The organism is Erythrobacter ani, assembly GCF_019204025.1.
GTDB lineage: Bacteria > Pseudomonadota > Alphaproteobacteria > Sphingomonadales > Sphingomonadaceae > Erythrobacter > Erythrobacter ani.
In genome coordinates this window covers 954,143-976,960 of the sequence record NZ_JAGSPB010000001.1, presented here as the reverse complement: position 1 = coordinate 976,960, position 22,818 = coordinate 954,143, and the positions used below count along the sequence as shown (strand labels likewise).

General features: G+C 62.1%; 22 protein-coding genes. 14 read left to right on the top strand and 8 right to left on the bottom strand.

All coding sequences use genetic code 11. The features are described from left to right. Positions 1-918 carry a hypothetical protein gene (locus KCG45_RS04610; RefSeq protein ID WP_218315905.1) on the top strand — a complete coding sequence of 306 codons (918 nt, stop codon included), beginning with the start codon at positions 1-3 and terminating at the stop codon, positions 916-918. Between the two features lie 7 nt (positions 919-925). Here the strand turns inward: KCG45_RS04610 and KCG45_RS04605 are convergent, their stop codons facing one another. Continuing rightward, positions 926-1,444, bottom strand: coding sequence for a DUF2141 domain-containing protein (locus KCG45_RS04605; protein ID WP_218315904.1), 519 nt, complete (start codon positions 1,442-1,444; stop codon positions 926-928). A 230-nt stretch (positions 1,445-1,674) separates the two neighbouring features. On the opposite strand from KCG45_RS04605, the gene rpe reads away from it, so the two are divergent. The 7 genes from rpe to dxs all read left to right on the top strand — a co-directional run bounded on the left by rpe (position 1,675) and on the right by dxs (position 9,635). Further along, positions 1,675-2,337 (top strand): ribulose-phosphate 3-epimerase, encoded by a 663-nt coding sequence (gene rpe, locus KCG45_RS04600; RefSeq protein ID WP_218315903.1) that lies wholly within the window; start codon positions 1,675-1,677, stop codon positions 2,335-2,337. Then, the gene (locus KCG45_RS04595; RefSeq protein WP_255547947.1) at positions 2,334-4,238 is read left to right on the top strand and encodes a heparinase II/III family protein; all 1,905 of its coding nucleotides are present in this window, start codon (positions 2,334-2,336) and stop codon (positions 4,236-4,238) included. Before rpe ends, KCG45_RS04595 begins: the two co-directional genes overlap by 4 nt. A gap of 21 nt (positions 4,239-4,259) precedes the next feature. Further along, positions 4,260-5,882 carry a bifunctional phosphoribosylaminoimidazolecarboxamide formyltransferase/IMP cyclohydrolase gene (gene purH / locus KCG45_RS04590; protein WP_218315902.1) on the top strand — a complete coding sequence of 541 codons (1,623 nt, stop codon included), beginning with the start codon at positions 4,260-4,262 and terminating at the stop codon, positions 5,880-5,882. Positions 5,883-6,165: 283 nt separating this feature from the next. Then, positions 6,166-6,345, top strand: a complete 180-nt coding sequence (locus tag KCG45_RS04585; RefSeq protein ID WP_218315901.1) for a hypothetical protein — start codon at positions 6,166-6,168, stop codon at positions 6,343-6,345. Next, positions 6,342-7,040, top strand: coding sequence for a peptide-methionine (S)-S-oxide reductase MsrA (gene msrA, locus KCG45_RS04580; protein WP_218315900.1), 699 nt, complete (start codon positions 6,342-6,344; stop codon positions 7,038-7,040). The genes KCG45_RS04585 and msrA overlap by 4 nt, the downstream gene beginning before the upstream one ends. 59 nt (positions 7,041-7,099) lie before the next feature. After that, entirely contained in the window at positions 7,100-7,567 is a 468-nt protein-coding gene (locus KCG45_RS04575; RefSeq protein ID WP_218315899.1) for a Fur family transcriptional regulator, read from the top strand. A 142-nt stretch (positions 7,568-7,709) separates the two neighbouring features. Next, positions 7,710-9,635, top strand: coding sequence for a 1-deoxy-D-xylulose-5-phosphate synthase (gene dxs, locus KCG45_RS04570; RefSeq protein WP_218315898.1), 1,926 nt, complete (start codon positions 7,710-7,712; stop codon positions 9,633-9,635). Between the two features lie 48 nt (positions 9,636-9,683). Here the strand turns inward: dxs and KCG45_RS04565 are convergent, their stop codons facing one another. Next, positions 9,684-10,811 (bottom strand): MlaA family lipoprotein, encoded by a 1,128-nt coding sequence (locus KCG45_RS04565; RefSeq protein ID WP_218315897.1) that lies wholly within the window; start codon positions 10,809-10,811, stop codon positions 9,684-9,686. A gap of 217 nt (positions 10,812-11,028) precedes the next feature. On the opposite strand from KCG45_RS04565, the gene KCG45_RS04560 reads away from it, so the two are divergent. Beyond that, the gene (locus tag KCG45_RS04560) at positions 11,029-12,066 is read left to right on the top strand and encodes a serine hydrolase domain-containing protein (protein WP_218315896.1); all 1,038 of its coding nucleotides are present in this window, start codon (positions 11,029-11,031) and stop codon (positions 12,064-12,066) included. Positions 12,067-12,085: 19 nt separating this feature from the next. Here KCG45_RS04560 and KCG45_RS04555 read toward each other — a convergent pair whose 3' ends face one another. Next, complete coding sequence (locus tag KCG45_RS04555; protein WP_218315895.1) at positions 12,086-12,544, bottom strand: PaaI family thioesterase; 459 nt, start codon at positions 12,542-12,544, stop codon at positions 12,086-12,088. A gap of 81 nt (positions 12,545-12,625) precedes the next feature. Between KCG45_RS04555 and KCG45_RS04550 the strand changes: the two genes are divergently transcribed. Genes KCG45_RS04550 through KCG45_RS04540 form a run of 3 tightly spaced genes read left to right on the top strand, consistent with a single transcriptional unit; the run spans position 12,626 to position 14,571 of the window. Continuing rightward, complete coding sequence (locus KCG45_RS04550; protein ID WP_218315894.1) at positions 12,626-12,958, top strand: winged helix-turn-helix transcriptional regulator; 333 nt, start codon at positions 12,626-12,628, stop codon at positions 12,956-12,958. Positions 12,959-12,968: 10 nt separating this feature from the next. Continuing rightward, positions 12,969-13,766, top strand: coding sequence for a crotonase/enoyl-CoA hydratase family protein (locus tag KCG45_RS04545; RefSeq protein ID WP_218315893.1), 798 nt, complete (start codon positions 12,969-12,971; stop codon positions 13,764-13,766). Between the two features lie 7 nt (positions 13,767-13,773). Further along, positions 13,774-14,571, top strand: coding sequence for an alpha/beta hydrolase (locus KCG45_RS04540; protein WP_218315892.1), 798 nt, complete (start codon positions 13,774-13,776; stop codon positions 14,569-14,571). A 147-nt stretch (positions 14,572-14,718) separates the two neighbouring features. Here the strand turns inward: KCG45_RS04540 and KCG45_RS04535 are convergent, their stop codons facing one another. Genes KCG45_RS04535 through KCG45_RS04520 form a run of 4 tightly spaced genes read right to left on the bottom strand, consistent with a single transcriptional unit; the run spans position 14,719 to position 19,989 of the window. Beyond that, entirely contained in the window at positions 14,719-15,393 is a 675-nt protein-coding gene (locus KCG45_RS04535) for an NnrU family protein (RefSeq protein ID WP_218315891.1), read from the bottom strand. Between the two features lie 48 nt (positions 15,394-15,441). Next, entirely contained in the window at positions 15,442-16,815 is a 1,374-nt protein-coding gene (locus KCG45_RS04530; protein WP_218315890.1) for an amidohydrolase family protein, read from the bottom strand. Then, the gene (locus tag KCG45_RS04525; protein WP_218315889.1) at positions 16,812-18,203 is read right to left on the bottom strand and encodes an amidohydrolase; all 1,392 of its coding nucleotides are present in this window, start codon (positions 18,201-18,203) and stop codon (positions 16,812-16,814) included. The genes KCG45_RS04530 and KCG45_RS04525 overlap by 4 nt, the downstream gene beginning before the upstream one ends. Positions 18,204-18,231: 28 nt before the next feature. Then, positions 18,232-19,989, bottom strand: coding sequence for a peptide MFS transporter (locus KCG45_RS04520; protein ID WP_218315888.1), 1,758 nt, complete (start codon positions 19,987-19,989; stop codon positions 18,232-18,234). Positions 19,990-20,167: 178 nt separating this feature from the next. Between KCG45_RS04520 and KCG45_RS04515 the strand changes: the two genes are divergently transcribed. Continuing rightward, a complete protein-coding gene (locus KCG45_RS04515) occupies positions 20,168-20,506 on the top strand; it encodes a GntR family transcriptional regulator (protein ID WP_218315887.1) in 339 nt (112 codons plus the stop codon). 215 nt (positions 20,507-20,721) lie between these two features. Beyond that, positions 20,722-21,003 (top strand): integration host factor subunit beta, encoded by a 282-nt coding sequence (locus KCG45_RS04510; RefSeq protein WP_218315886.1) that lies wholly within the window; start codon positions 20,722-20,724, stop codon positions 21,001-21,003. Positions 21,004-21,034: 31 nt separating this feature from the next. Here the strand turns inward: KCG45_RS04510 and KCG45_RS04505 are convergent, their stop codons facing one another. Further along, the gene (locus tag KCG45_RS04505) at positions 21,035-22,717 is read right to left on the bottom strand and encodes a cation:proton antiporter (protein WP_218315885.1); all 1,683 of its coding nucleotides are present in this window, start codon (positions 22,715-22,717) and stop codon (positions 21,035-21,037) included. Positions 22,718-22,818 lie beyond the last annotated feature (101 nt).

Sequence of the window (22,818 nt, the reverse complement as noted above, 5' to 3'; positions counted from 1 at the left end):
GTGACCGATCCGGCTTCCGAAAACCTAACTCGCCGACTGGCGCACCAGATTGATGCGGCGGTCGACCCGGCGGTCGCGGAGTTCGCGCGCGCGCTGGCGGAGGGTGCGGATGCGCGCGCAGTGGTGTTTTACGGGTCGAACTTGCGGACCGGGTCGCTCGACGGGGTGCTCGACTTCTATATCCTTCGCGCAGGGACAGACGAACCCGCGATCTGGCCGATTGTGAGTTATCACGAACGCGGACACGAAGACACCATGCTGCGCGCCAAGGTGGCGACGATGACGCTCGCTACGTTTCGAAAGGCCGCTGCGGGCGAGCTGAAGGACACAACCATCTGGGCCCGGTTCGTTCAGCCGTGCGCGCTGGTCTGGCAGAACGACGAGCGGGCGCGCGGCAAGGTCATCGATGCACTCGGTTCCGCTGCAAGAACCGCCGCGCGATTGGCTGTCGGTCTCGGTCCGAACAGCGGTACGGCAGCGGATTACTGGCGCGCTCTGTTCCAGGCGACATACAAGGCGGAATTCCGGGTCGAGAGAGCGGGACGGGAAAACGATATCCTCAGCGTGAATGCCGCGCATTTCGACGGTCTCCTCCCCCTTGCGCTGGAGGCGGACGGCATCGCTTTCGCTCAGGACGGCGACCAGATCCGGCCTGCATTGCCGGAGCAGCGCAGGCGCGACATTCTAAACTGGTGGAAGGTCCGGCAGCGCCTCGGCAAGCCGCTCAATTTCATCCGCCTGCTCAAGGCAAGCACCACGTTCGACGGGGCGACGCGCTATGCTGCGTGGAAGGTCGAGCGGCACACCGGCATGCCGGTCGAGGTTACGCCATTCCGCGAGAAGCATCCGATCCTCGCCGCGCCCGGCGTGCTTTTGTCGTTATGGCGTCACAAAAGATCGCAGCGAAACGGCAGCTGATCGCGGCTCAGCCGAAATACTTCATTGTGATCGTCATTGAATCGACGCCCGACCCGATATTGAAACGGGTCTTGTCCACGCTCGGCTTCCCCAGGTTGAAGATGCTGATCGATGGATCGTTCGACATCGCCCCGCCATCTTCGCGCAGGTCGGTCGATCCGTTGCCGTTGACATCGTGCCGGGCGGCGATGGCATAAGTCCCGCTCGCGGGGACGGGCACACAGAACGTCATGCGGCCGCGGCGCGCCGGAAGCTCGATCCGGTTGAGCCAGCGGCCCTTTTCGAGCCAATCGGCCTTGGTGCCCTGATAAACCTGTACCCGGACCTTGCCCGAGGAATTCTTGACGCCGTTAATCGTGACGCGCACGGCAGGTCCGGCTCCTGGCGCGCAGGCGCGCATATTGTTGGCGATCGTGTTGCGAAAATCGCTCGTGCTCGTGGCCTGCGCAGCCGCCGGCTGGCCCGTGATGGAGGCGCTCGCAGCGAGGATCGTGATCGCGGCAAGCCCTGTCGCAAAGGTTTTCATGTCAATCAGCCCAAAATGTCTCGTTGATCGGTGCGAACCGTATACCAACATCGCGCTGGCTCGGCCCGGTTTCCGCAATATTAGCCAGCGTTTGCCGAAATTGCGCTGAATTCCACCTGAATTGACCGTACATCCACCGGTGCGCCGTGGAAAAGAGTTAACCGGACGCTTGTCCAGTGATTCGCCGCTGCTTTACTGCAGGCAAGCCCAAGGAGGGCGCGCGACCAGCCATGCCAGCACCACTCATTTCTCCATCTATCCTGTCAGCCGACTTTGCAAAACTTGGCGAGGAAGTGCGCGCGATCGATAGGGCAGGTGCTGACTGGATCCACGTCGACGTGATGGACGGGCATTACGTGCCCAACATCACCATCGGTCCAGCGGTGGTGAAGGCGCTGCGTCCGCATACCGACAAACCGTTCGACGTTCACCTCATGATCGCACCGGTCGACCCTTATCTGGAAGCCTTCGCCGAGGCCGGTGCCGACATAATCACGGTTCATCCCGAGGCGGGACCGCACATACACCGCACGCTTCAGGCGATCCGATCGCTCGGCAAGAAGGCGGGCGTGGTTCTCAATCCCGGCACCCCTGTGGAGGTGCTCGACAACCTCATGGACCTGGTCGATCTCGTCCTCGTGATGAGCGTCAATCCCGGTTTTGGCGGCCAGAGCTTCATCCCCTCGCAGCTGGAAAAGGTGCGCCGCATCCGCACCTTGATCGAAAAGGAGGGCCGCGAAATTCACCTCGAGGTCGATGGCGGGGTCAATCCCGAAACTGCGAGGCAGTGCATTGCAGCGGGTGCAGATGTGCTTGTCGCAGGGTCTGCGACGTTCAAAGGCGGGCCGGATCGCTACGCAGCCAACATTTCCGCTTTGAAGGGTGAGGCATGATGGAAAGCCTGTTTCGCGAAACGGACGAAAAGCAGGAAAGCGCTGATTTCGGGATCGCCGACGATGTGCAGGAGCAAAGCGCGCTGCCACTTGCGCGCGAAGAGACCATGGGGCGCGGGGCTGTTCCAACGCGCGACGACGAAGCGGCGCCAGTCCCCGGCCAGGTCGAGACTTCGCGCGCTCTCGCGCTGACCGACGTCATCGCTCCGCGTACGAACCCGGGCGAAGCGCTGATCCGGCTGGCTTACCGGATGGGCGTGCCTGGACATGCGCTCGCGGCCCCGTTCCGCCGCCCGACGCCTCTGCGGGTTCTGGCGACCGTGGAAAGTCCGGTTACGGGCGACCGCATGGCGGGCACGGCGCTGCGGGCCGGTCATTTTCTCGTGCACGGAGTAAAACTCCCCATCGGTCAGCTCGACTATGAGAGCGCGGGGCGGCTCAGCCCCGGGCTGGAGCGGGCAGTGCATTGCTTCTCATGGCTTTATGATCTCGCCGCGAGCGCGCCTCGCGCGGATTGCGTAACCGTTGCAGAGCGGATCACGTCTCACTGGATCGCTGCCAACCCCGAACCGGGCAAGGGGCCTGCTTGGGAAGTCGAACATGCCGGGCTGCGCCTGATGGCCTGGCTGATCCACGCGCCTTTGGTCCTCTCGGGTCAGGATCCCGCGCTCAAACCGAAACTGCTCGCAGCGATCGCTGAAACCGCTGCCTGGCTCGACCGCAAGGCCCCGCGCGACGGAGCGGGGCTCGGCCAGATCGTAGGTCTCGCCGCCGTGACCGCCGCCGGGCTGCTGCTGCCCGAGGGAAAACCGCGCCGTTTGTTCGGTGAGGCTTCGCTCATCCGCGCGCTCGGCGATCTCGTGGGCGAAGATGGCGGTGTGCTGTCGCGCTGCCCCGAGGCGCAGATGCAGGCGATCGCGGTGCTGACAGATCTGCTCGCCTGCTACGACGCAGCCGGGCACGAACCGCCAGAGGCGCTGTTCGTAATGCGCGAGCTGCTGGTTCCGCCGCTGCTGTCACTCCGCCATGGCGATGGCGCGCTCGGCAATTGGCAGGGTCAGGGCGCCGTGCGCGCCGACCGGGTCGCTGCGCTGATCGAGGCGACCGGTGTGCGCACGCGGCCGTTGAAAGACGTACAGCACTGGGGATTCCAGCGGCTGCGCGGCGGCAAGACAGTCGTGCAGTTTGACGCGGCGCCGCCCCCGAGAGCGCGCCACGCGCGAATGGGATGTGCATCGACGCTGGCATTTGAAATGTCCGATGGCCTCTCGCGCCTGATCGTCAATTGCGGCGGCGCGGCGCTCGCCGGGGGGCAGGTGCCCGCGCGGATTGGTAAAGGTCTGCGGGCAACCGCCGCGCATTCCACGCTTGTGCTCGACAACGCCAATTCCACCGCTGTGCTGCTCCACGGGAAGCTTGGCAAGGGCGCGGAGAACGTCGAGGTCGAGCGCCAGGTGGTGCGCAAGAATGGCGGCGAGGCCACGCGCGTCGAGGCAAGCCATGACGGGTATGCTGCCCGCTTCGGCCTGACCCATCGCCGCGTGCTCAGCCTGCGCGGCGATGGCAGCGAGCTTGCCGGCGAAGACATCCTCCTGCCGGTCGCTCGCAAGGGCAAGCGCGGCAAGATCGGCCTCGCCATCCGTTTTCACCTCGGGCGCGGGGTCGAGGCGCATCTTTCCGAAGACGGCCGCGGGGCCAGCCTGTTGTTGCCGGATGGCGGGCTGTGGCAATTCCGCCTGCGCGGCGACGGTACGGGCGCGTCCGAAATGGCTCTGCGCTGCGAGGACAGCCTGTGGGTCGATGGCGATGGCCGTCCCCACGCAACCGAACAATTGGTGATCGAAGGTCTGACATCGCGCGGTGGGGGGCAATTCTCCTGGCTGCTCAAGAAAATGGGGTAGAGCCCCCAAAAGGATAGACACTTGGCTTCGACGACGATCAAACGGGCACTGCTCTCGGTGTCCGACAAAAGCGGCCTTGCCGAACTCGGCAGCGCGCTCGCCGCGCGCGGGGTGGAACTGGTCAGCACCGGCGGTACGGCGCGCACCCTGCGCGAAGCGGGGCTCGACGTTCGCGACGTGTCCGATCTCACCGGCTTTCCGGAAATGATGGATGGGCGGGTGAAGACGCTGCATCCGAAAATCCATGGCGGCCTGCTCGCACTGCGCGACAATGACCAACACGTGGCGGCGATGAACAGCCACGATATCGCCGCGATCGATCTCGTCGTGGTCAATCTCTATCCGTTCGAGGCCACGGTCGCGAAAGGTGCGAGCCGCGAGGAAATAATTGAGAATATCGACATCGGCGGGCCTTCGATGGTGCGCTCGGCGGCCAAGAACCACGGCTTCGTCACGATCATGACCGATGCCGCGGATTACGCCGAACTGCTCGCAGAGCTGGATGCCAATGACGGCGCGACGTCGGATGCGTTTCGCATTCGCATGGCGGGCAAGGCCTATGCGCGCACGGCGGCATACGATGCGGCCATCGCCAACTGGTTCGCGTTCGGCGATGCCTTTACCCACCCGCTCGGCGCCGACGCGCTTCGCGCAACCACCTTTACCGAGACCATGCCGCTCGCGTTCAAGCGCGAGGATACGCTGCGCTACGGCGAAAACCCGCACCAATCGGCTGCGATCTACGTGCCTCAGGTCGCAGGCACATCGGGAGTGGCGCAAGCCGCGCAATTGCAAGGGAAAGCGCTCAGCTACAACAACCTGAATGACGCCGATGCCGCGCTGGAACTGGCTGCCGAATTTGCCGGGCAGGACCCAGCCGTCGTCATCGTCAAACACGCCAATCCGTGCGGGGTCGCTCAGGGTGGATCGCTGCTCGATGCGTGGAACGACGCGCTCCAATGCGACAGTGTTTCCGCGTTTGGCGGGATCGTCGCGGTGAACACCGAACTCGATGGTGCAACGGCAGAGGCCATCGCCGGCATCTTTACCGAAGTGGTGATAGCGCCGAAGGTGAGCGCAGAAGCGCGAGATATCTTTGCGAGGAAGAAAAACCTGCGCCTGCTCGAAACCGGCGGTCTCCCCGATCCGCGCCGCGGCGGCTTCGCGATGAAGACTATCGCGGGCGGCATGCTGATCCAGGGGCGTGATAACGGTGCGGTGACACGGGACGACCTGAAAGTCGTGACCAAGCGCGAACCGAGCGAGCAGGAGCTGAAGGATTGCCTGTTCGCCTGGACCGTCGCGCGCCACGTCAAATCCAACGCCATCGTTTATGCGAAGGACGGCGCGACCGCTGGGATCGGTGCCGGGCAGATGAACCGCCGCGATTCGGCGCGCATCGCCGCAATCAAGGCGAAAGAAGCCGCTCAGACCTACGAATGGGACGAGCCGCGCACCGTCGGCAGCGCGGTCGCATCCGACGCATTCTTTCCCTTCGCCGATGGTCTGATTTCGGCTGCTGAGGCTGGCGCGACGGCGGTGATCCAGCCGGGGGGGTCGATCCGCGACGAAGAGGTCATCGCCGCCGCCGACGAAGCAGGTCTGGCGATGGTCTTCACCGGGATGCGGCATTTCAGGCACTGATCGCGCCCGCGCTCACCACCATGGGTGAGAGCTGCGTTCATCGGATCGCCGTTTCATCTAGTTCGCGCCTCGCGCGCGCATTACCGACTGTATTGCCTGTGCAAACGAGTCCTTCTCGGCCCCCAAGAGGTTCTACCCGCCGCGCATCTTTTTTGTGCGTGTGGGTGTAACTAAATGACCTCCTGTACCGAACAATAACCTGAAGGACCCATTCACTCCCGCGCAAGCGAGCAGCATTTAGAGGGTCCGCATTATATACGAATTTGACCCCTAGAGAACGCTTATGACCCTATTCAGCCCAGATCTTTATCGCAATTTCGCCATTGGTTTCGTTGCCGGAACATTGATGGTTGGTGCCGCGTCATTCGATCACATCAGCGATCTCATTTCGCCGCCTGCACAGGCTGCGCAGAGCTTCGAAGCGCCGCAACCATCCGACGATTTCTGGGTGATCGAGGAATGATCCCTGGCGCAAAGCGCGGTTTCACACTCGCTCTGGCCGCCGGATCGCTCACTCTCAGCAGCTGCGCGTCACCCGCGCATGCGCTGGATGAGCCCGTCAATGCGCCAGCGCCCAAGCGTATCGCCAAGGAAGGCGCCGGTCTGAAGACCGCGATCTTCGCCGGTGGCTGCTTCTGGGGTGTCGAGGGTGTATTCAGCCACGTCAAAGGCGTGAAATCAGCTGTATCGGGTTTCCACGGCGGCTCCGCTGGAACCGCGACCTACAACCGCATCATTTCCGGCGGCACCAGCCACGCCGAAGCGGTTATGATCACGTATGATCCCTATGTCGTGCGGTATGACGAGCTGTTGCAGATATTCTTCTCGGTCGTCGCGGACCCCACGCTCAAGAATCGTCAGGGCCCGGATGTTGGCTCGCATTATCGCAGCGCTCTTGTGCCGGTGAATGCCGAGCAGCAGGCAGTGGCCAAGGCGTATCTTGCGCAGATGAACAAATCGGGTGTGTGGAACAGGCCGATCGTCACCAAGATCGAGAAGCACCGCAAATTCTACGCCGCAGAGCCCTATCATCAGGACTTCATGGCGAAGAACCCGCGTCACGGTTACATAATGCGTTGGGACGCTCCCAAGGTCCGCGCTTTGAAAGCGATGTTCCCGACCGATTACCAGCCGAAATTCCTCCGCGACGACGCCTGATCGGCAAACATCAGGCCGCCCGCTTGGCGCTGGCGTCTTCCGGGCCTATATCTGCTTTCATGGCAGAGACACACGCACACGCTCACAAGGAGCATAGCGGCGAGACCCTGATCGAAGCGGCTCGCAATGCGCTGACCAATTCCGGCGAGCAGTGGACCGGCATGCGGGAATCGGTGTTTGCCGAGCTGGCCCGGCATGAACGGCCCGCTTCGGCCTATGATATTGCCGACAACCTTTCGAAAACGCGCGGCAAGCGCGTGGCCCCGAACAGCGTTTATCGCATCCTCGATCTGTTCGTGACGAACAACCTGGCGCTTCGCGTCGAAAGCTCCAACGCGTATCTCGCCAACACCCATCCCGGTTGCGAGCACGATTGCATCTTTCTTGTCTGCGACGAATGCGGCGAGGCCACGCATCTCGACGATGAGGAGGTCAGCCGTACGGTTCGCGGCCTTGCCAGCGCGCGCGGTTTCAAGCCGGAGCGTCCTGTGCTCGAGATTCGCGGTCTGTGCCGTGCGTGCGCCTGAACATCTTTGCTGAACGCGTTCTGTCAGGTGCGCTTGACGCAAGGGTCGTCGAGTAAATGTGACGAACGGGCGGTGAACCGTGCTTACCGAGCGTTAAAGCGTTCATCGACAGTTTCGTTTCGAAAGTGTAGAGCGAATCTCTATGACTTCGAAGCCTAACACCCCCCTGCTCGATACGGTTCCGACGCCCAACGAGCTTCGCCAACTTAAACCGGATCAGCTGCGCCAGCTGGCCGATGAATTGCGCACCGAAATGATCGATGCGGTCAGCACTTCGGGCGGACATCTGGGTTCGGGGCTCGGTGTGGTCGAACTGACCGTGGCGATCCATTACGTGTTCAATACGCCGGACGACAAGCTCGTGTGGGACGTTGGCCACCAATGCTATCCGCACAAGATCATCACCGGACGCCGCGACCGTATCCGCACGCTCCGCCAGGGTGGTGGACTTTCCGGATTTACGAAGCGTGCGGAGAGCGAATACGATCCGTTCGGCGCGGCGCACTCTTCGACCTCGATCTCTGCGGCGCTTGGCTTTGCCATGGCCAACAAGCTGAATGACAAGCCGGGCCGCGGCATCGCGGTCATCGGCGATGGCGCGATGAGCGCGGGCATGGCCTATGAGGCCATGAACAACGCGGCGCAGGCGGGCAACCGGCTGGTGGTGATCCTGAATGACAACGACATGTCGATCGCGCCGCCGGTAGGCGGGCTGTCGGCGTATCTCGCGCGCATGGTCTCTTCGAGCGAATATCTCGGCCTGCGCAGCCTCGCATCCAAAGCGGTCAAGAAGATGAGCCGCCGCATGCACGAAATGGTTGGCAAGGCAGAGGAATACACCCGCGGCATGGTGACCGGTGGGACGTTGTTCGAAGAACTCGGCTTCTACTATGTCGGTCCGATTGACGGGCACAATCTCGATCACCTCATCCCGGTGCTTGAGAATGTCCGCGACACGTCCGAAGGGCCGGTCCTGATCCATGTCGTCACGACCAAGGGCAAAGGATACAAATACGCCGAGGAAAGCGCTGACAAATATCACGGCGTTCCCAAATTCAACGTCGTCACCGGCGAGAAGACGAAAGGCGCGTCAGGCCCGCCCGCGTACCAGAACGTCTTCGGCGATACGCTCGCGAAACTGGCGGACGACGACAGCCGCATTTGCGCCATCACCGCGGCGATGCCTTCAGGCACGGGTGTTGATAGGTTCGCGCAGGCGCATCCTGAGCGCAGTTTCGATGTCGGCATCGCAGAACAACACGGCGTGACCTTCGCCGCAGGGCTGGCTGCGCAGGGGATGCGGCCGTTTGCGGCGATCTATTCGACCTTCCTGCAACGCGCATATGATCAGGTGGTGCACGATGTCGCGATCCAGAACCTCCCGGTTCGCTTCGCAATTGACCGTGCCGGGCTTGTCGGAGCCGATGGCTGCACGCACGCAGGCTCGTTCGACATCACCTATCTCGCCACACTGCCCAATATGGTCGTGATGGCGGCCGCCGATGAGGCGGAGCTTGCGCACATGACCTACACTGCGGCTGAATATGACGAGGGTCCGATCGCTTTTCGTTATCCGCGCGGCAATGGTACGGGCGTGACGATCCCGGAAAAGCTTGAAAAGCTGGAGATCGGCAAGGGCCGCCTGGTGCGCGAAGGAAGCAAGGTTGCAATCCTGTCGCTCGGCGCGCGCCTGGAAGAGGCAAAGAAAGCCGCCGACACGCTCGAGGCAAAGGGGTTACCGACCACGGTCGCCGACATGCGGTTTGCCAAGCCACTCGACGAAGAACTCATTGCGCGGCTGATGCGCACACACGAAGTGGTGGTGACCGTCGAAGAGGGCGCAATCGGCGGGCTCGGGGCGCATGTCCTGACCTATGCCTCGGACGAAGGCCTGACCGATACGGGCCTCAAAGTGCGCACGATGCGTCTGCCGGACGCGTTTCAGGATCAGGACTCGCCCGACAAGCAGTATGAGGAAGCGGGGCTTAATGCGCCGCAAATCGTCGACACGGTGCTCAAGGCGCTGAAGCACAATTCGGCTAATGTCGACGAAGAGGCGCGCGCCTGACAGTACGCCCGGCGCGGTTTCGCGCCCGGCGGCCGTTGAACCTCTGCGTCAGCGTGTGCGCGGCTTGGTTATTGCCAGTGTCGGAATAATCGGCGGCAGTTCGCGCGGGCTGATGGCGGAAATCTGCGGTACGTCCGCGTCCTCTTGCGCTTCGTTCTGCTGAGGGTCGCCTTCCGTAGCCTCCGCTCCGGCCGCGTCTTCCAATTCCTCTTCACCGATCATTGGATCGCCCGGCTCGATATCGCCGTCGATCTCTTGCAGGATGCGCGGCTTTTCGGGCATTTCCTCGCCGCGAAGCGCAGCGATCTCGCGCTCACGGCGCGCGAGATATGTATCGCGCCGGGCAGCATAGGGATCGACAGTATCTTCGATCCGCTCGAGCTCCTCGTCCACCTCAAGCCGGGATTCCAGATTGCTGATGACGAAGAAGGGTGCGGCATATTCGAAAGTGTTGAACGGCGCGCCGAATGCAACCGGGAGGACCGCCTGGTCTAGCGTGCTTCCGATCAGGTCGCGAACGGTCGTCGCACCGGTGATCGGCAGGTACAGGTAAGCGCCCGTGTCGACACCGTAAAAGCCCAGCGTATTGGCAAATCCGTTGCGCCGATAGGGCAGGCCGATCCCCGGCATGCCCGCGACATCGATCAATCCGGCGAGCCCGAAAGTGCTGTTGAGCGCAAACCGGCCGAGTGTTTCGAATGCCTTGCCTATCTTCAACTGCAACAGGAAATTCAAAAAGTTGGCAGGCTCCCTGAGGTTCCGGACCACGTTGCCCAGCCCATCGCGGATCGGACCCGGCAGTCCATCCCGATATCCATAAGCCAGTGGCTCGACGAGAACGTCGTCCAGTTGCTGTGTGATGCGGTAGCTGGTCTCATTGACCGCGCCCATCGGGTCGCCTTCGGTCGGACCAACCTCCCCTTGGACGACGATGACATTGTCATCGGTCTCGCTTTGGGGATCGGGCGGCCCCTGCTCCTCGCCGGACTGCGTCTCCGTGCTGTCCTGAACCATGGCGAGCGACCATGACAGCGGCATCACGGATGTCGCCGGATCCGTATATGCGGCGGCAATCGCCGGCCGCGGCGCGAGCGCAGCAGTTTCTACCGCTTCTGCAGGGGGGACCGCGCCAATCAGCATCGGTGAAGTCAGAACGGCGAACGAGGCGTGGGGCATTCAAATTCTCCAAGGGGCCGAATGCAGTGCGGGGGGAGGATTCGGCAAATTCCTATAGTACACATAATCTTGTGAAGGAATTCAGGTTCCTGCCGAGTATACGCAATCCCGGAAAAATCAAACGCTTCGTTGTCGCAGACGGAACATGCCATTTTCACCGCTGATCGCGGACCGACCAGTCATTGAAGCGCAAGATAGGTTGCGTTAGCGATGGGCCATGACGACAATCTCGCGCGCACTCACCGCTCTCGCTGCACTGCTGCTGCTGCTGCCCAACGCCGCAATGGCAGAGGATACGATTGAACGGATCGCGCGTGTGATCGACGATGGCCAGGTCGGCGAAGTCAAGGCGATCATCATCGAACGCGGCGGCGAGGTGCTCTACGAGCGTTATTTCGATGGTGCTGCCCCCGGCGATCGGTTCGACATCCGTTCCGCCGGAAAATCCATCACCGCGCTCGCTTTGGGTGCGGCACTGGAGGATGCGTTTGTCCCCTCGCTCGACGCCGCGCCGCTTACGGTTTTCGGCGGATCGGGAGGGCGCGAAAGCATCACACTCCGCGATCTGGTCACGATGTCATCGGCGCTCGATTGCAACGATTGGGACCAGTCGTCGCCCGGACAAGAGGACAAGATGTATCCGAAGCGGGAATGGACGCCTCACGCTCTGGGCATCCCCATACAGCAGGATTATGTCCGCGATCGCGACGGCTTTGGCCGGTTTTCCTATTGCACTGCGGGGGTGTTTCTGACCGGTCAATATATCGAGCGGCAGGTAGGCGAGCGTTTCGATAGCTATGTTCAGCGGCGCCTTTTCGATCCGCTCGGCATTACGGACGTCAAATGGAAACGATCGCGGTCCGGAGAGATACAGGCGGGCGGCCAGATCGAAATGCGCCCGCGCGATCTGGTGCGGATCGGCAGGCTGGTGCTGGATGGCGGCGCTCATCGGGGCCAGCAAATCGTCCCCGCCAGCTGGATCGACGAAATGTTGACGCCGTATGTCCGTGCGACCAGCAACGCCGATTACGGCTATCTATGGTGGCTGCGCGCGTTCCGCAGCGGCGAATACGCGACCACCGGGTGGTACATGTCAGGCAATGGCGGCAATGTTGTCGCGGTGTTCGAAGAGCTCGATGCTGTCGTCACCGTTGTCGCCACCAATTATAACAAGCCTGATATGCACCAGATTTCAAACGACATAATCGAGCGCGGCGCCTTGCCGCTTCTCCTGAAAATGAAGCCTGCCGAATAGAGCATATGGGTTCGGCCCGCTAAGCCGTCTCTTTCGATGTCTTGATACCGGTCGGCACAATTGTCGCCTGCGCTACGGCCACCAGCGTTGGCTCTTCATCGGCGCTTTCCGACCAAACCTCTGCGCGGACCACCACCTGACGCCTGCCTGCCTTGATCACGCTCCCTCTCGAGCGGAGCCGGTCACCTTTGGCGGGCGCAAGGAAATTGATCGTATAGCTTCCCGTCACGACATCACCGACAGCGCTGCTCGCGGCCCACGCGCAGGCATTGTCCGCCATAAGGCCGACGATGGCTCCATGTGCAAATCCGTGATGCTGAGTCATTTCCGGGCGGACCTCCATCACGATTTCAGCCTCGCCTTCCCAGCAGCGGACCGGTTCCAGCTGGAGAAAGCTGCTGAAGCCCGATCGCCCGACCGCGATGCGTCTCATGTAGTCGAGGACTTGTTCTTCGTTATCGAAACCAGGGCGGGACATCAGTATTCTCCACAAGTCTCGAAATAAGACGTAATGCTTTGGCGCTTGCCTATTGCCTGGTCAAGTCTAAAATCCAGACCCATGGAAAGGTTCAAGCCATCTCGCTCCCCCTGCCCCGTTGGGCGCGCGTCGCGCATTCTCGGCGATCGATGGGTCATACTGATCCTGCGCGAGGCGTTTCTGGGCGCGACCCGGTTCGAGGAGTTTTTGCCCAACACCGGCATAAACAGGGCGGCGTTGACCTCACGGCTGACCGCGATGGTCGAACACGGAATTTTTGATCGCGACCCGCCCACGGGAAAGCGCGCGCACTACCGGCTGACCGAGGCTGGACAGGCTCTGGCCCCGATCATGGCGGCGATGCGCGACTGGGGCGATGAATGGCTGCTCGACGAAGCGGCGGCCCGCCGTTAATCCCTTCCCGATGACTATGCTCAAAATCACCACCGACGGACCCGTCACGACCTTCATGATCGACCGGGCGGATACGATGAACCCGCTCGGCGCGCCCGGCGACGGAGAGGAGTTTCGTGGCGCGTGCGACGCGATCAATCGCGACATGAATGTCCGCTGCGTCATCCTGACCGGCGCGGGGCGGGCGTTCAGCGCTGGCGGCGATATCAAGGCAATGCGAGACAGGACCGGCACATTCGGTGGTTCCACCCCCGCCATATCCGACGGGTATCGCGACAACATCCACATGATGCTGCGCGCCTTGCACGGCCTGCGCGTGCCGGTGATCGCTGCCGTCAACGGGCCCGCAATCGGCCTCGGCTGCGATGTCGCATGCCTCGGCGACATCCGCATCGCGAGCGAAAAAGCGAAGTTCGGCGTGACCTTCCTCAAGCTGGGGATCATACCGGGCGATGGTGGCACGTGGATCCTGCCGCGCGTTATCGGCATGAGCCGCGCTGCGGAGCTGTTCTACACAGGCGACGTGATCGACGCGGAAACGGCGCGCGAATGGGGGCTGGTGAGCCGGGTCGTCGCCCACGATGCGCTGCTGGGCGAGGCTCAGGCGCTTGCGACGCGGATTGCGAAAATGCCGCCGCATTCGCTGCGCCAGTCCAAGATGCTGCTAAGGCAGGGACAACAGATCGGGTACGACACCGCGCTGGAACTGGCCGCCAACACGCAGGCGATGATGCACACGACGGGCGACCATGCCGAGGGCGTCGCAGCGCTGATCGAAAAGCGCGAGGCAAGCTTCAAAGGCGAGTAGCACGCCAGTGAAATCTCTTCTGCCGCGAATGCTGATTGTCGGTGCAGGCGTCTATGTCGCCGCGCTCCTGTTGCTTGCGGTCACCCAATCGGCGTTCATTTATCCCGCTCCTCAGACCCGTCACGCCGCCCCACCGGGTTTCGCGGAGGTGACGCTTGCGACCGAAGACGGGCTCGAGCTGTTGGCGCATTGGCGCGCGGCCGATGCGGGCCGCGACACGGTCGTCTGGTTCCACGGCAATGGCGGCTCGCTCGCTGGTGCGGCCTCCGAAACACGGTCGCTGCGACGGGAAGGATACGGCCTTCTGCTCGTTTCATACCGCGGATATGGCGGCAATGCGGGGAATCCTTCGGAAGCTGGCTTTTACGAGGATGGGCGCGCGGCGATGCGGTGGCTGGCGGCGCGGGGCATAGCGCTCGATGATACGGTCGTGGCCGGCAACTCGATCGGATCGGGGACGGCGACACAGATGGCAATCGAATTCGGGTCGGCGGGGCTGATCCTGATTTCGCCGTTCGTTTCTTTGGTCGAAGCTGCGAGCGAGCGCATGCCGATCTTTCCCGTAAGCCTGCTCCTCCGCGATCGGTTCGACAATATCGGCAAGCTGCCTGCGCTTGATATGCCGGTGCTGATCCTTCACGGCACGACCGACCGGGTTGTTCCATTTTCGCATGGCGAACGCCTGGCGAAGGCGGGCCGCAATGTGACATTCAAGCGCTACGACGGGATGGGGCACGACATGTCGTTCAGGGATGCCGCGCAGCGGGCGCAGCTTGAATGGCTTGAGACGCTCGGCGGACCCTAGCCGCTTTCCTACAGCGGTGCGTTCACGATACGATGTGATCGCTCTTTGACATCGCCAGCCCTGAAATAATTTTCTGGCGCGAAATCAGGCGCTTTTTCGGCCTTAGGACCGTGTAACATGCGGTCCATGTCTCCGCTCCGCCCGGCGTTAGAACCAGCGCCAGATGCCCGCATTGACCGCGCCGAGCGGCCCGTGGAGCCAGCTGAGGAAGACGAACAGGATGAGGCCGACCGCCCAGGGAAATGCGCCTGCGGTGAAAAGCGCGCCCCAGCGCGGCCAATAGCTTGTCTTGCTTTCCCACTGCACCCAGGCATCCCCCATCAACGCCTCCTTCTTGCGGTCCTGAAGCCGCGCACCGACCAGCGCGAGCACTCCCATGGCGAAGGCGGTGATGGTGGTGCGCAGGCTGTAATGGATCACGATGTGCGACAATGCCCATAGCGCGAAGCCCCACATCATCGGGTGGCGCGTGACTTTAAAGACGCCCTTTGGTTCCGCGCGAGCCTGCTCCTGCGCCTGCGGTGTTGGCAGAGCGGGGTTGCCGAGGAGCGACCCTGCAAACAGGATCAATGCCGGCAGAGTGAGGATCGTGCCGATGATCCAGCCGATATCGCCGCTTCCCGGAAGGTCGGCGGGCGGAGCGGCCTTGAACGCGAAGTAGATCCACGCGAGGGTCACGATGCTGACGATCGAATAGGCGAGCTGGAAACCCGTCCCGCCCAGCGCTTTCACCATCGGCATGCGCAAGGGATGCGACATCGCAAAATGCGTTCCGACAAACGCAGCGTTGGCGGCGATCAGGTTAAGCAGAGCCTCGTTCAATGTACTCTCCCTCCATTGTGGAGGAGGCTACACCAAAGCGGGACGGAATTACCAGTCGTAAGCCTTTGGCAGATCGCTCTCGTCGAGATCGCGGTAGCGGTCCCGCAGACGGCTCTGGTGGTTGCCGAGCGGTTGTTCCACCCCCCCGATGAAGACACGGGTCGGGACCGACGTCACCTCCAGCGGATCGCCGTCCCAAATCACCACATCGCCGAGCGCGCCAGCGGACAGCACACCCGCTTCGCCGCCCATCCCGCTGATGTCTGCCGGGACGGAGCTGATGGTGGCAAACGCTTCGCCCCAGCTCAGTCCGGTGGCTCCCGGTACCTTGGAAAGGCCGACAAGATTGCCCGCCTGCTGCGCTATCCGGCGGGGACTGGAAATGCCTGCAGCGTTCAGGCCGACCTTTACTCCGGCGCGCTTCATACGGCCGACATTGCTCTGGGTTGCGGCGAGTTGGTCGAAGCCGGTCGGCAATGCGTCCAGCGGATCGGCCAGTACGGGCACGCCCGCCGCTGCGATCTCGTTCGCGACCAGCCAGCCTTCGCTTGCCCCGACGAGCACCATGTCGAGATCCGGAAACTCACTCTTCAGCGCCAGCACGCTGCGTATATCCGCGGCACGCTCAACAAGGACATAAAGCTTCTGTTCGCCGCGAACGACGGGCACCAGGGCCGCCGCATCGAAACGGGTCAGCAGCGTGTCAGATGACCGTTCGGTGTCTTGGCCAACCATGCGCGGGTCGACGGTGATGTCGTCCCGCGCCTGCGTGCTCTGCGGGCCAGTGCCTCCGCCCGGAATGCGCGCAGCATCGCCATAGCGACCGGCTTCGCGCAGGGCGTTGCGGAACAGCACATGCGCCGCTGCCCGGCTTCCCCCGGCGATCCGCCCGCCCGCTTCGCCAAGGTCGACCAGCTGGAATGCCCTTGCGCGCGTGACCGGATTGCTGTCGCTGTCGAGATCGATGATTGCGCCTTGGCCTGCAAAGATCGAGGCCGACGGCATCGTCGTCGTCGCCGCGCGCGTGATACCTGCTGCGCGGTGGACGAGCATGTGCTGCGAATTGGGATTGACCACGGGTGCGACATCGAGCGCCGCGCTGAACGGTGATCCGCCGGACCGGGTGTCGTTGGACTGGCTGACCGCGCTCACGTCCACGATGCCGAGCGTCGTTACCGTTGCGAAAAGGCCCGGTGTCACCCACGCACCGCCCGCATCGAGCGCCTGCATTCCCGCGGGCACTTCCACCCCGGCTCCCGCAGCGACCACGCGTCCGCTGCGAACGACGATCGTGCCGCCTTCCACCGGCTCGCTGCCATCGCCCGTGACGACGGTCGCGTTCGTAATGGCGACATCCTGAGCGGTTGCCGGAACGGCCGAGAGCGCGAGGGCGCTGGCTGCTAAAGTCAGAAGCCGCTTCATTTCACGTCTCCTTCACCCGGCTGACCAAGCTCGAAATCGCTGACCGGTCGGCGCTTGGGATCCTGCGCATCGTACAGCAGCGCGCCGTCGATCCAGACCTTTTCAGGCCGCGAGTAAACCGACAACGGATCGCCGTTCCAGAGCACCACATCGGCCATTTTGCCCGGCTCAAGACTGCCTGTCATATCGTCGATACCCATTGCCTTTGCCGCGTTAAGCGTAATCCAGCCGATGGTCGCCGCGTCGGAGATCTCGATCCCCATGCGCGCGCCCGCCGCCTGAGCCTTCGCAGCCTCCTGATTGAGGCGCTGGATGTCGTCTTCGCTGTCGGAGTGGATCACCACGCATGCGCCGGCCTGCTGCAGCAGAGCGGCATTTTCCATGATGCCGTCATACGCTTCCATCTTGAAGCCGTACCAGTCGGCCCAGATCGCGCTGCAGACGTCGTTTTCGCGCAGCAGATCGCCGATCTTGTAGCTTTCGACAGCATGATGAAAAGCGGAAACCCGGTATCCGATCTCTTTCGCCATATCCATCACCAGCGCCATTTCGTCGGCGCGGTAGCAGTGGTTGTGGACGAGAATATCGCCTTCAAGAACACCTTTCAGCGTTTCCTTGCCGAGATCGCGTTTCGCATCGTCATCGTTTGCGTAATTGATCGCGTCGTACCACGTCTGGCGATTGACGGCGAAGTTGCCCATGCGGGTAGAGGGTTTGCGATTGCGGCCCCCGTAAACGCGCTTGGGATTCTCGCCGCAGGCCATCTTGAACCCGTAAGGCGCGCCGGGAAATTTCATGCCCTGCACTGTGCGGCTTGGTACGTTTTTCAACGTCACCGAGCGCCCACCCATGAGATTTGCCGATCCGGGGAGGATTTGCAGCGCCGTTACGCCGCCATTGGCGAGCGCGCGGCTAAAGCCAGGATCCTGTGGCCACACCGAGTGCTCCGCCCAGACATCAGGCGTGGTCGGTGCAGTCGCCTCGTTACCATCGCTGTGCGCCGGAACCGAGGGCGATGGGTAGTCGCCGAGATGGGAGTGAATGTCGATGATGCCTGGCGTCACGAATTTGCCGGAGGCGTCGATCACGCGGTACCCTTCAGTGGACACATCGCTGGCGCCAACCGCGACAACCTTTCCATCGCGAAACAGGACGATGCCGCCATCGATCCGCTCGCCCGCACCATCGAATACGGTCGCCCCCACCAGCGCTGTCGCTTCACCTGGATAAGGCGAATAGGTCGATGGGAAGGGCCCCTCAGCCTCGGTCTTGGCAGCGAAGCGCGTCGCGTCGTCGCCGTTCTTGCTCTCTTTACCAGAGCTTGCAGAACCTGTTGTGGCACATCCGGCGAGTGCGAGCGCGCTTGCTGCGGCGATCAGGGCTTTCATCGTGGTCACTCCGTTATCGCTCGCTCGCTTACTCTGCTGGACGGGTTGCGGGGCGGATACCGGCAGCCTGCGGTTCGCCGACTTCGTCCTGGCCAAGAAGATCGTCATCGACCGTGTCATCGGCCAGCGTATCGAGGTGCATCAGCTTCTTCACCAGCGGGCTCAGCACCATGACGGCCACACCGATCCCGACGGCGAACATGCCGACTTCCCAATACACGTCGAGCACGACCTGTTTGCCCGCTTCTTCGCCGACGCCTTCCGCCCCGGTAGCGGCAGCGATGAGACCCGCGGCGAAGTTGCCGGTCGCCGAAGCGAAGAACCACGTGCCCATGATCAGGCTCGCGATCTGCGGCGGCGCAAGCCGGTTCATGGCCGACAGACCGACCGGCGAGAGGCACAGCTCACCGGTGGTGTGCAGCAGATAGATTAGGAAGATGAAGATGACCGGCGTTGGCACATCGATGCCCACGCTGTTCGCACCCCAGACCAGGACGAGAAAGCCCAGGCCGACCTGGATCACACCGAGACCGAACTTCATCGGCGTCGAGGGCTCCATCCCCTTGCGCCCGAGAACGGTCCAGACAGTCGCGAAAACAGGGGCGAGCAGGATGATGTAGATCGCGTTGATCGACTGGAATGTCGATGCCGGCACGCCGCCGCGATCCACGTGGCGATCGGTGAACAGGTTGAGCGAGGAACCCGCCTGTTCGAAAAGCGCCCAGAAGATGATCGAAACAATGATGAGGAACATGGCGGCGACGATCCGGTCACGGTCGTGATCGGTCTTTGCGATCATCTGTAGGACCATGACGGAAATCACACCGCCCAGACCGATGACTGCAGGCAGGCGCCAGAATGCATCCCCGCTCGACACGAAGAACATCGAGACGACGAGGAGGACGCTGAGAGCGATATACGCTGTCAGCGCAGGCTTAGGTGCCCGGTCATAGCTTCCATAAGGGAGCTGGAACGTTGCGATCGCGAGAACATAGCAGACCAGCGCAGCGCCGAACGTGCCGAGGAACACGCCGACCGCGTCCTGGAACTGGATCGCGACCCAGCAGAAAGCGACCAGCAGCACGCCCACGCCGTAGACGCCGAATTCCTTGCCTTTGGCGAGGATTGCGGGCGGTTCGCCGCGGCCCAGCAGCAATGGCTTACCCCAAACGAATACAACGAGGCCGAGCAGCATGCCGATCCCGGCAAGGCCAAACCCGTAGGCCCAGCCATAAGTCTCGCCGATATAGCCGCACAGTAGCGAGCCGATCGCCGCGCCCAGGTTGATGCCCATGTAGAAGATCGTATAGGCGCCGTCGCGGCGAACATCGGTGCGCGGATACAGCTGCCCGACGATCACGGAGATGTTGGCTTTGAGGAAGCCCGATCCCACGATGATCAGCGCCAGCGCCAGCCAGAACACATAGATGATGGGATTGCCGTCGTTACCGGCGGCGGGTTCCCCCTCGAACGCCATGAAGAAGTGCCCCAGCGTCAGCAGGACGGCCCCGAACAACACGGCCTTTCGCTGGCCGAGATATTTGTCGGCGAGATAACCGCCGATGACCGGTGTGATGTAAACGAGAGCAGTGTAAGCGCCGTAGATGACGCCTGCGTCGCTGTCCGAAAACAGCCAGTGCTTGGTAAGGTAGAAAATCAGCAGAGCGCGCATGCCGTAATAGGAGAACCGCTCCCACATTTCGGCGAAGAAAAGAACGAACAATCCTTTTGGATGTCCCAGCAGTGTTCCTGCGCTATCCCCGTGCGGAAGCTCTTGCGTTGCCATTGTCGTATTTGATCCCGTCATTTGCGCGGTCGCGCGCGTCCCCGAAAGTCGCGCACCCTAACGCCTGTTTCGCCTCTGTGAAGCCTTAGTTGCATGTGAAACCTGAATGCTAGTGGAAAGCCGGGAACCTTGACGCGCCTCGCTGTATTATGTCACTGATGCACTTAGCGAGGGAATCATGAGCCAAAGCCGACCCGTCTACCTGAAACTGCGCGATCAGATCGCCGCCGCCATCATTGAGGGTGAGTATCCCGAGGGGAAGATGCTGCCATCGGTTCGCGCGCTTGCGGCTGAGCAGGGCGCCAACCCGCTCACCGTCGCGAAAGCATATCAGCAGTTCCAGAATGACGGACTGGTCGAAGTCCAGCGCGGCGTCGGCATGTACGTGGTTAAAGGCGCGGCAGAACAGCTTCTTAGACGCGAAAAAGAGCATTTCCTGCAGGAAGAATGGCCGGAAATTCGTGCAAGAATGGACCGGCTCGGCCTTGATCTCACTGAACTGGCCGAATGCAATTAGGTCGATTTCACCTTATCTATCTGAATTACTGAGATAATTCCCGAAATCCATCCCGCTGAAGTTATTTCCGGCCCTTCGGTTGCGGGATTCGCATCCCTCTGGCACACTTCTGATTGGAGTGTTGCCCGTCGGGTCCGGGTAATTTGGGGAAAATCGCGAGGAAACTCGCCTTTGGCAGACCGGCCCTGCGACGTCGGGATTGCCAGGAGATCAAAATGATCAGATCCGAGCTGCTGCAAGAGCTGCATAAGGATAACCCGGAGCTGCGAGCCGAAGAGGTGGAGCAGGTTCTCGACATCTTCTTCGATGAAATTGCGCAGCGTTTGGCTGAGGGCGGGCGCGTTGAATTGCGTGGCTTCGGAGCTTTCTCGACACGCGAGCGCGAGGCGCGAACCGGACGCAATCCGCGCACCGGCGAAGCGGTTGAGGTACCGGCGAAAAGGGTGCCGTATTTCAAATCGGGCAAGGAAATCCGTCAGCGCCTGAATGACGATTAGGCGCTGAAACAAGGGCCAATGCCCGCGTCGGTCAGGCGGCTTCCCTAGCAGATAGATCTTCCGCTCGGCTCGGCACGGGCCGTTTGCGTTCGACGTTGAGCGCGGCGAATACTTCCTCGACCACGCGGTCGGGGCCATGCTCGCCGCCGCTGACCACCGGCGTCATGCCCATCTCGGCAAATTCGCTTTCGGCCTCAGCAGTTGGCAGGGCGATGATGCGGTGCATTGCGGGGAGGCGCTCCTCGACCAGGGGGGTCAGGTCACGGGTGAGCGACACGTTGCCGGTCGCCACGACGAGAACCTGTCGCCGCTCCATTCCAAGCGCATCCCAGCTGCGCGGATCGGCGGGGTGGGCGTGATGCGCTTGATAGCCATCGGCAATCGCTTTTTCGAACTTCGAATGATCGGGTTCTACGGCCAGGAAATCGACATCGTTGTATGTGAGCGCGTCAGCCACCGCGCGTCCGGCGGGACCGAGCCCGATGATCATGACCGGTGCATTGTCGCCATCCATCTTCTCGTCTGCGGGTCCGGTGCGGAGTTTGCCTGCAAGCTTGCGGCCGATAGTGGAGACCAGAGGAGTGACAGCCATGCTGATCGCGATCGCCGTCACCAGAATGGCGAGCGGTTCGCTCTCGACCAGACCGGCAACGGCGGGAATCGCGAAGAGGACCAGTGCAAATTCGCTTCCCTGCCCCAGCAGAAAACCGAGCTGGATCGACCCTGGAACCGACCAGCGATTGGCAAGCGCGGCGATAACGTTGAGGACGCATTTCAGGACAATCAGGCCAACAGCTGCAGTGATGATGGTCACCCAATTATCCGCGACGATAGCCGGATCGATCCCGAGCCCGACCGATATGAAGAAGAAGCTGAGAAACAATCCTCTGAAAGCGTCGATCTCCGACTGGACCAATATCCGGTAACGCGAATCCGCCACGGCCATCCCGCCGAGGAACGCGCCCAACGTCAGCGACAATCCAGCAATGCCGGTCGCCCATCCGGCAGCCAGCGCGATGAACAGCGCGGTGGCGGTGTAGACCTCGCTGCTTCCAGCGCGGGCAATCAGGCGGAACAGCGGCCCCGTAAGATAACGAGCAAAGATGACGGCGACACCGAATGCGGCGAGCGCTTTCAGTCCGGCCATGCCTAGCGCGGGTGCCATCGTGCCCCCCGTGCCTAGCGCTCCCGCGGCGACAAGCAGCAAGATTGCGGCGATGTCCTGAAAGATGAGAATAGATTGCGAGGCCCGGCCCACCGGGCAATCTTCCTGATCGCGCTCCCGCACGAGGCCGATCACCACCGCAGTGGAGGACAGGCCCATGGCAAATCCGCCGATGATCGCGAACTCTGTCGGCAATCCGATTGCCCAGAACAGCAGCGCGAAGGTTCCGCCCGCGACGAGCATCTGGAGGCTGCCGAAGCCGAATATATTGGCCGCTTCGGCGCGAATCCTGCCGAGCGAAAAATGCAGTCCCAGATTGAACAGCAGGAACATGACGCCTGCTTCCGCCATGGCAGCCACAACTGGCCCGCTAAAGTCGTCCGCATAGCCGAGCGTGGCAATGCCAAGCCCCAAGCCAAGGTATCCTACGATTGGATTCAGCCTGCATGCGCGCGAAACAAGCGCCGCGCCGATGCCCAGACCGAGCAAGGTAATCGCGGGCTGAATGGTGGCCACCACCGAATGCGCGTCGTGAATTTCGCCTGCCATCTTACCCCGGATCGCTGATTGGTTCGCGTGACGCAAATGGGCCATGGCGCTGCAGCTTGCAAGCGACGGGTCGGTAATGCGGTTTGTCCGGTTGCCGATAT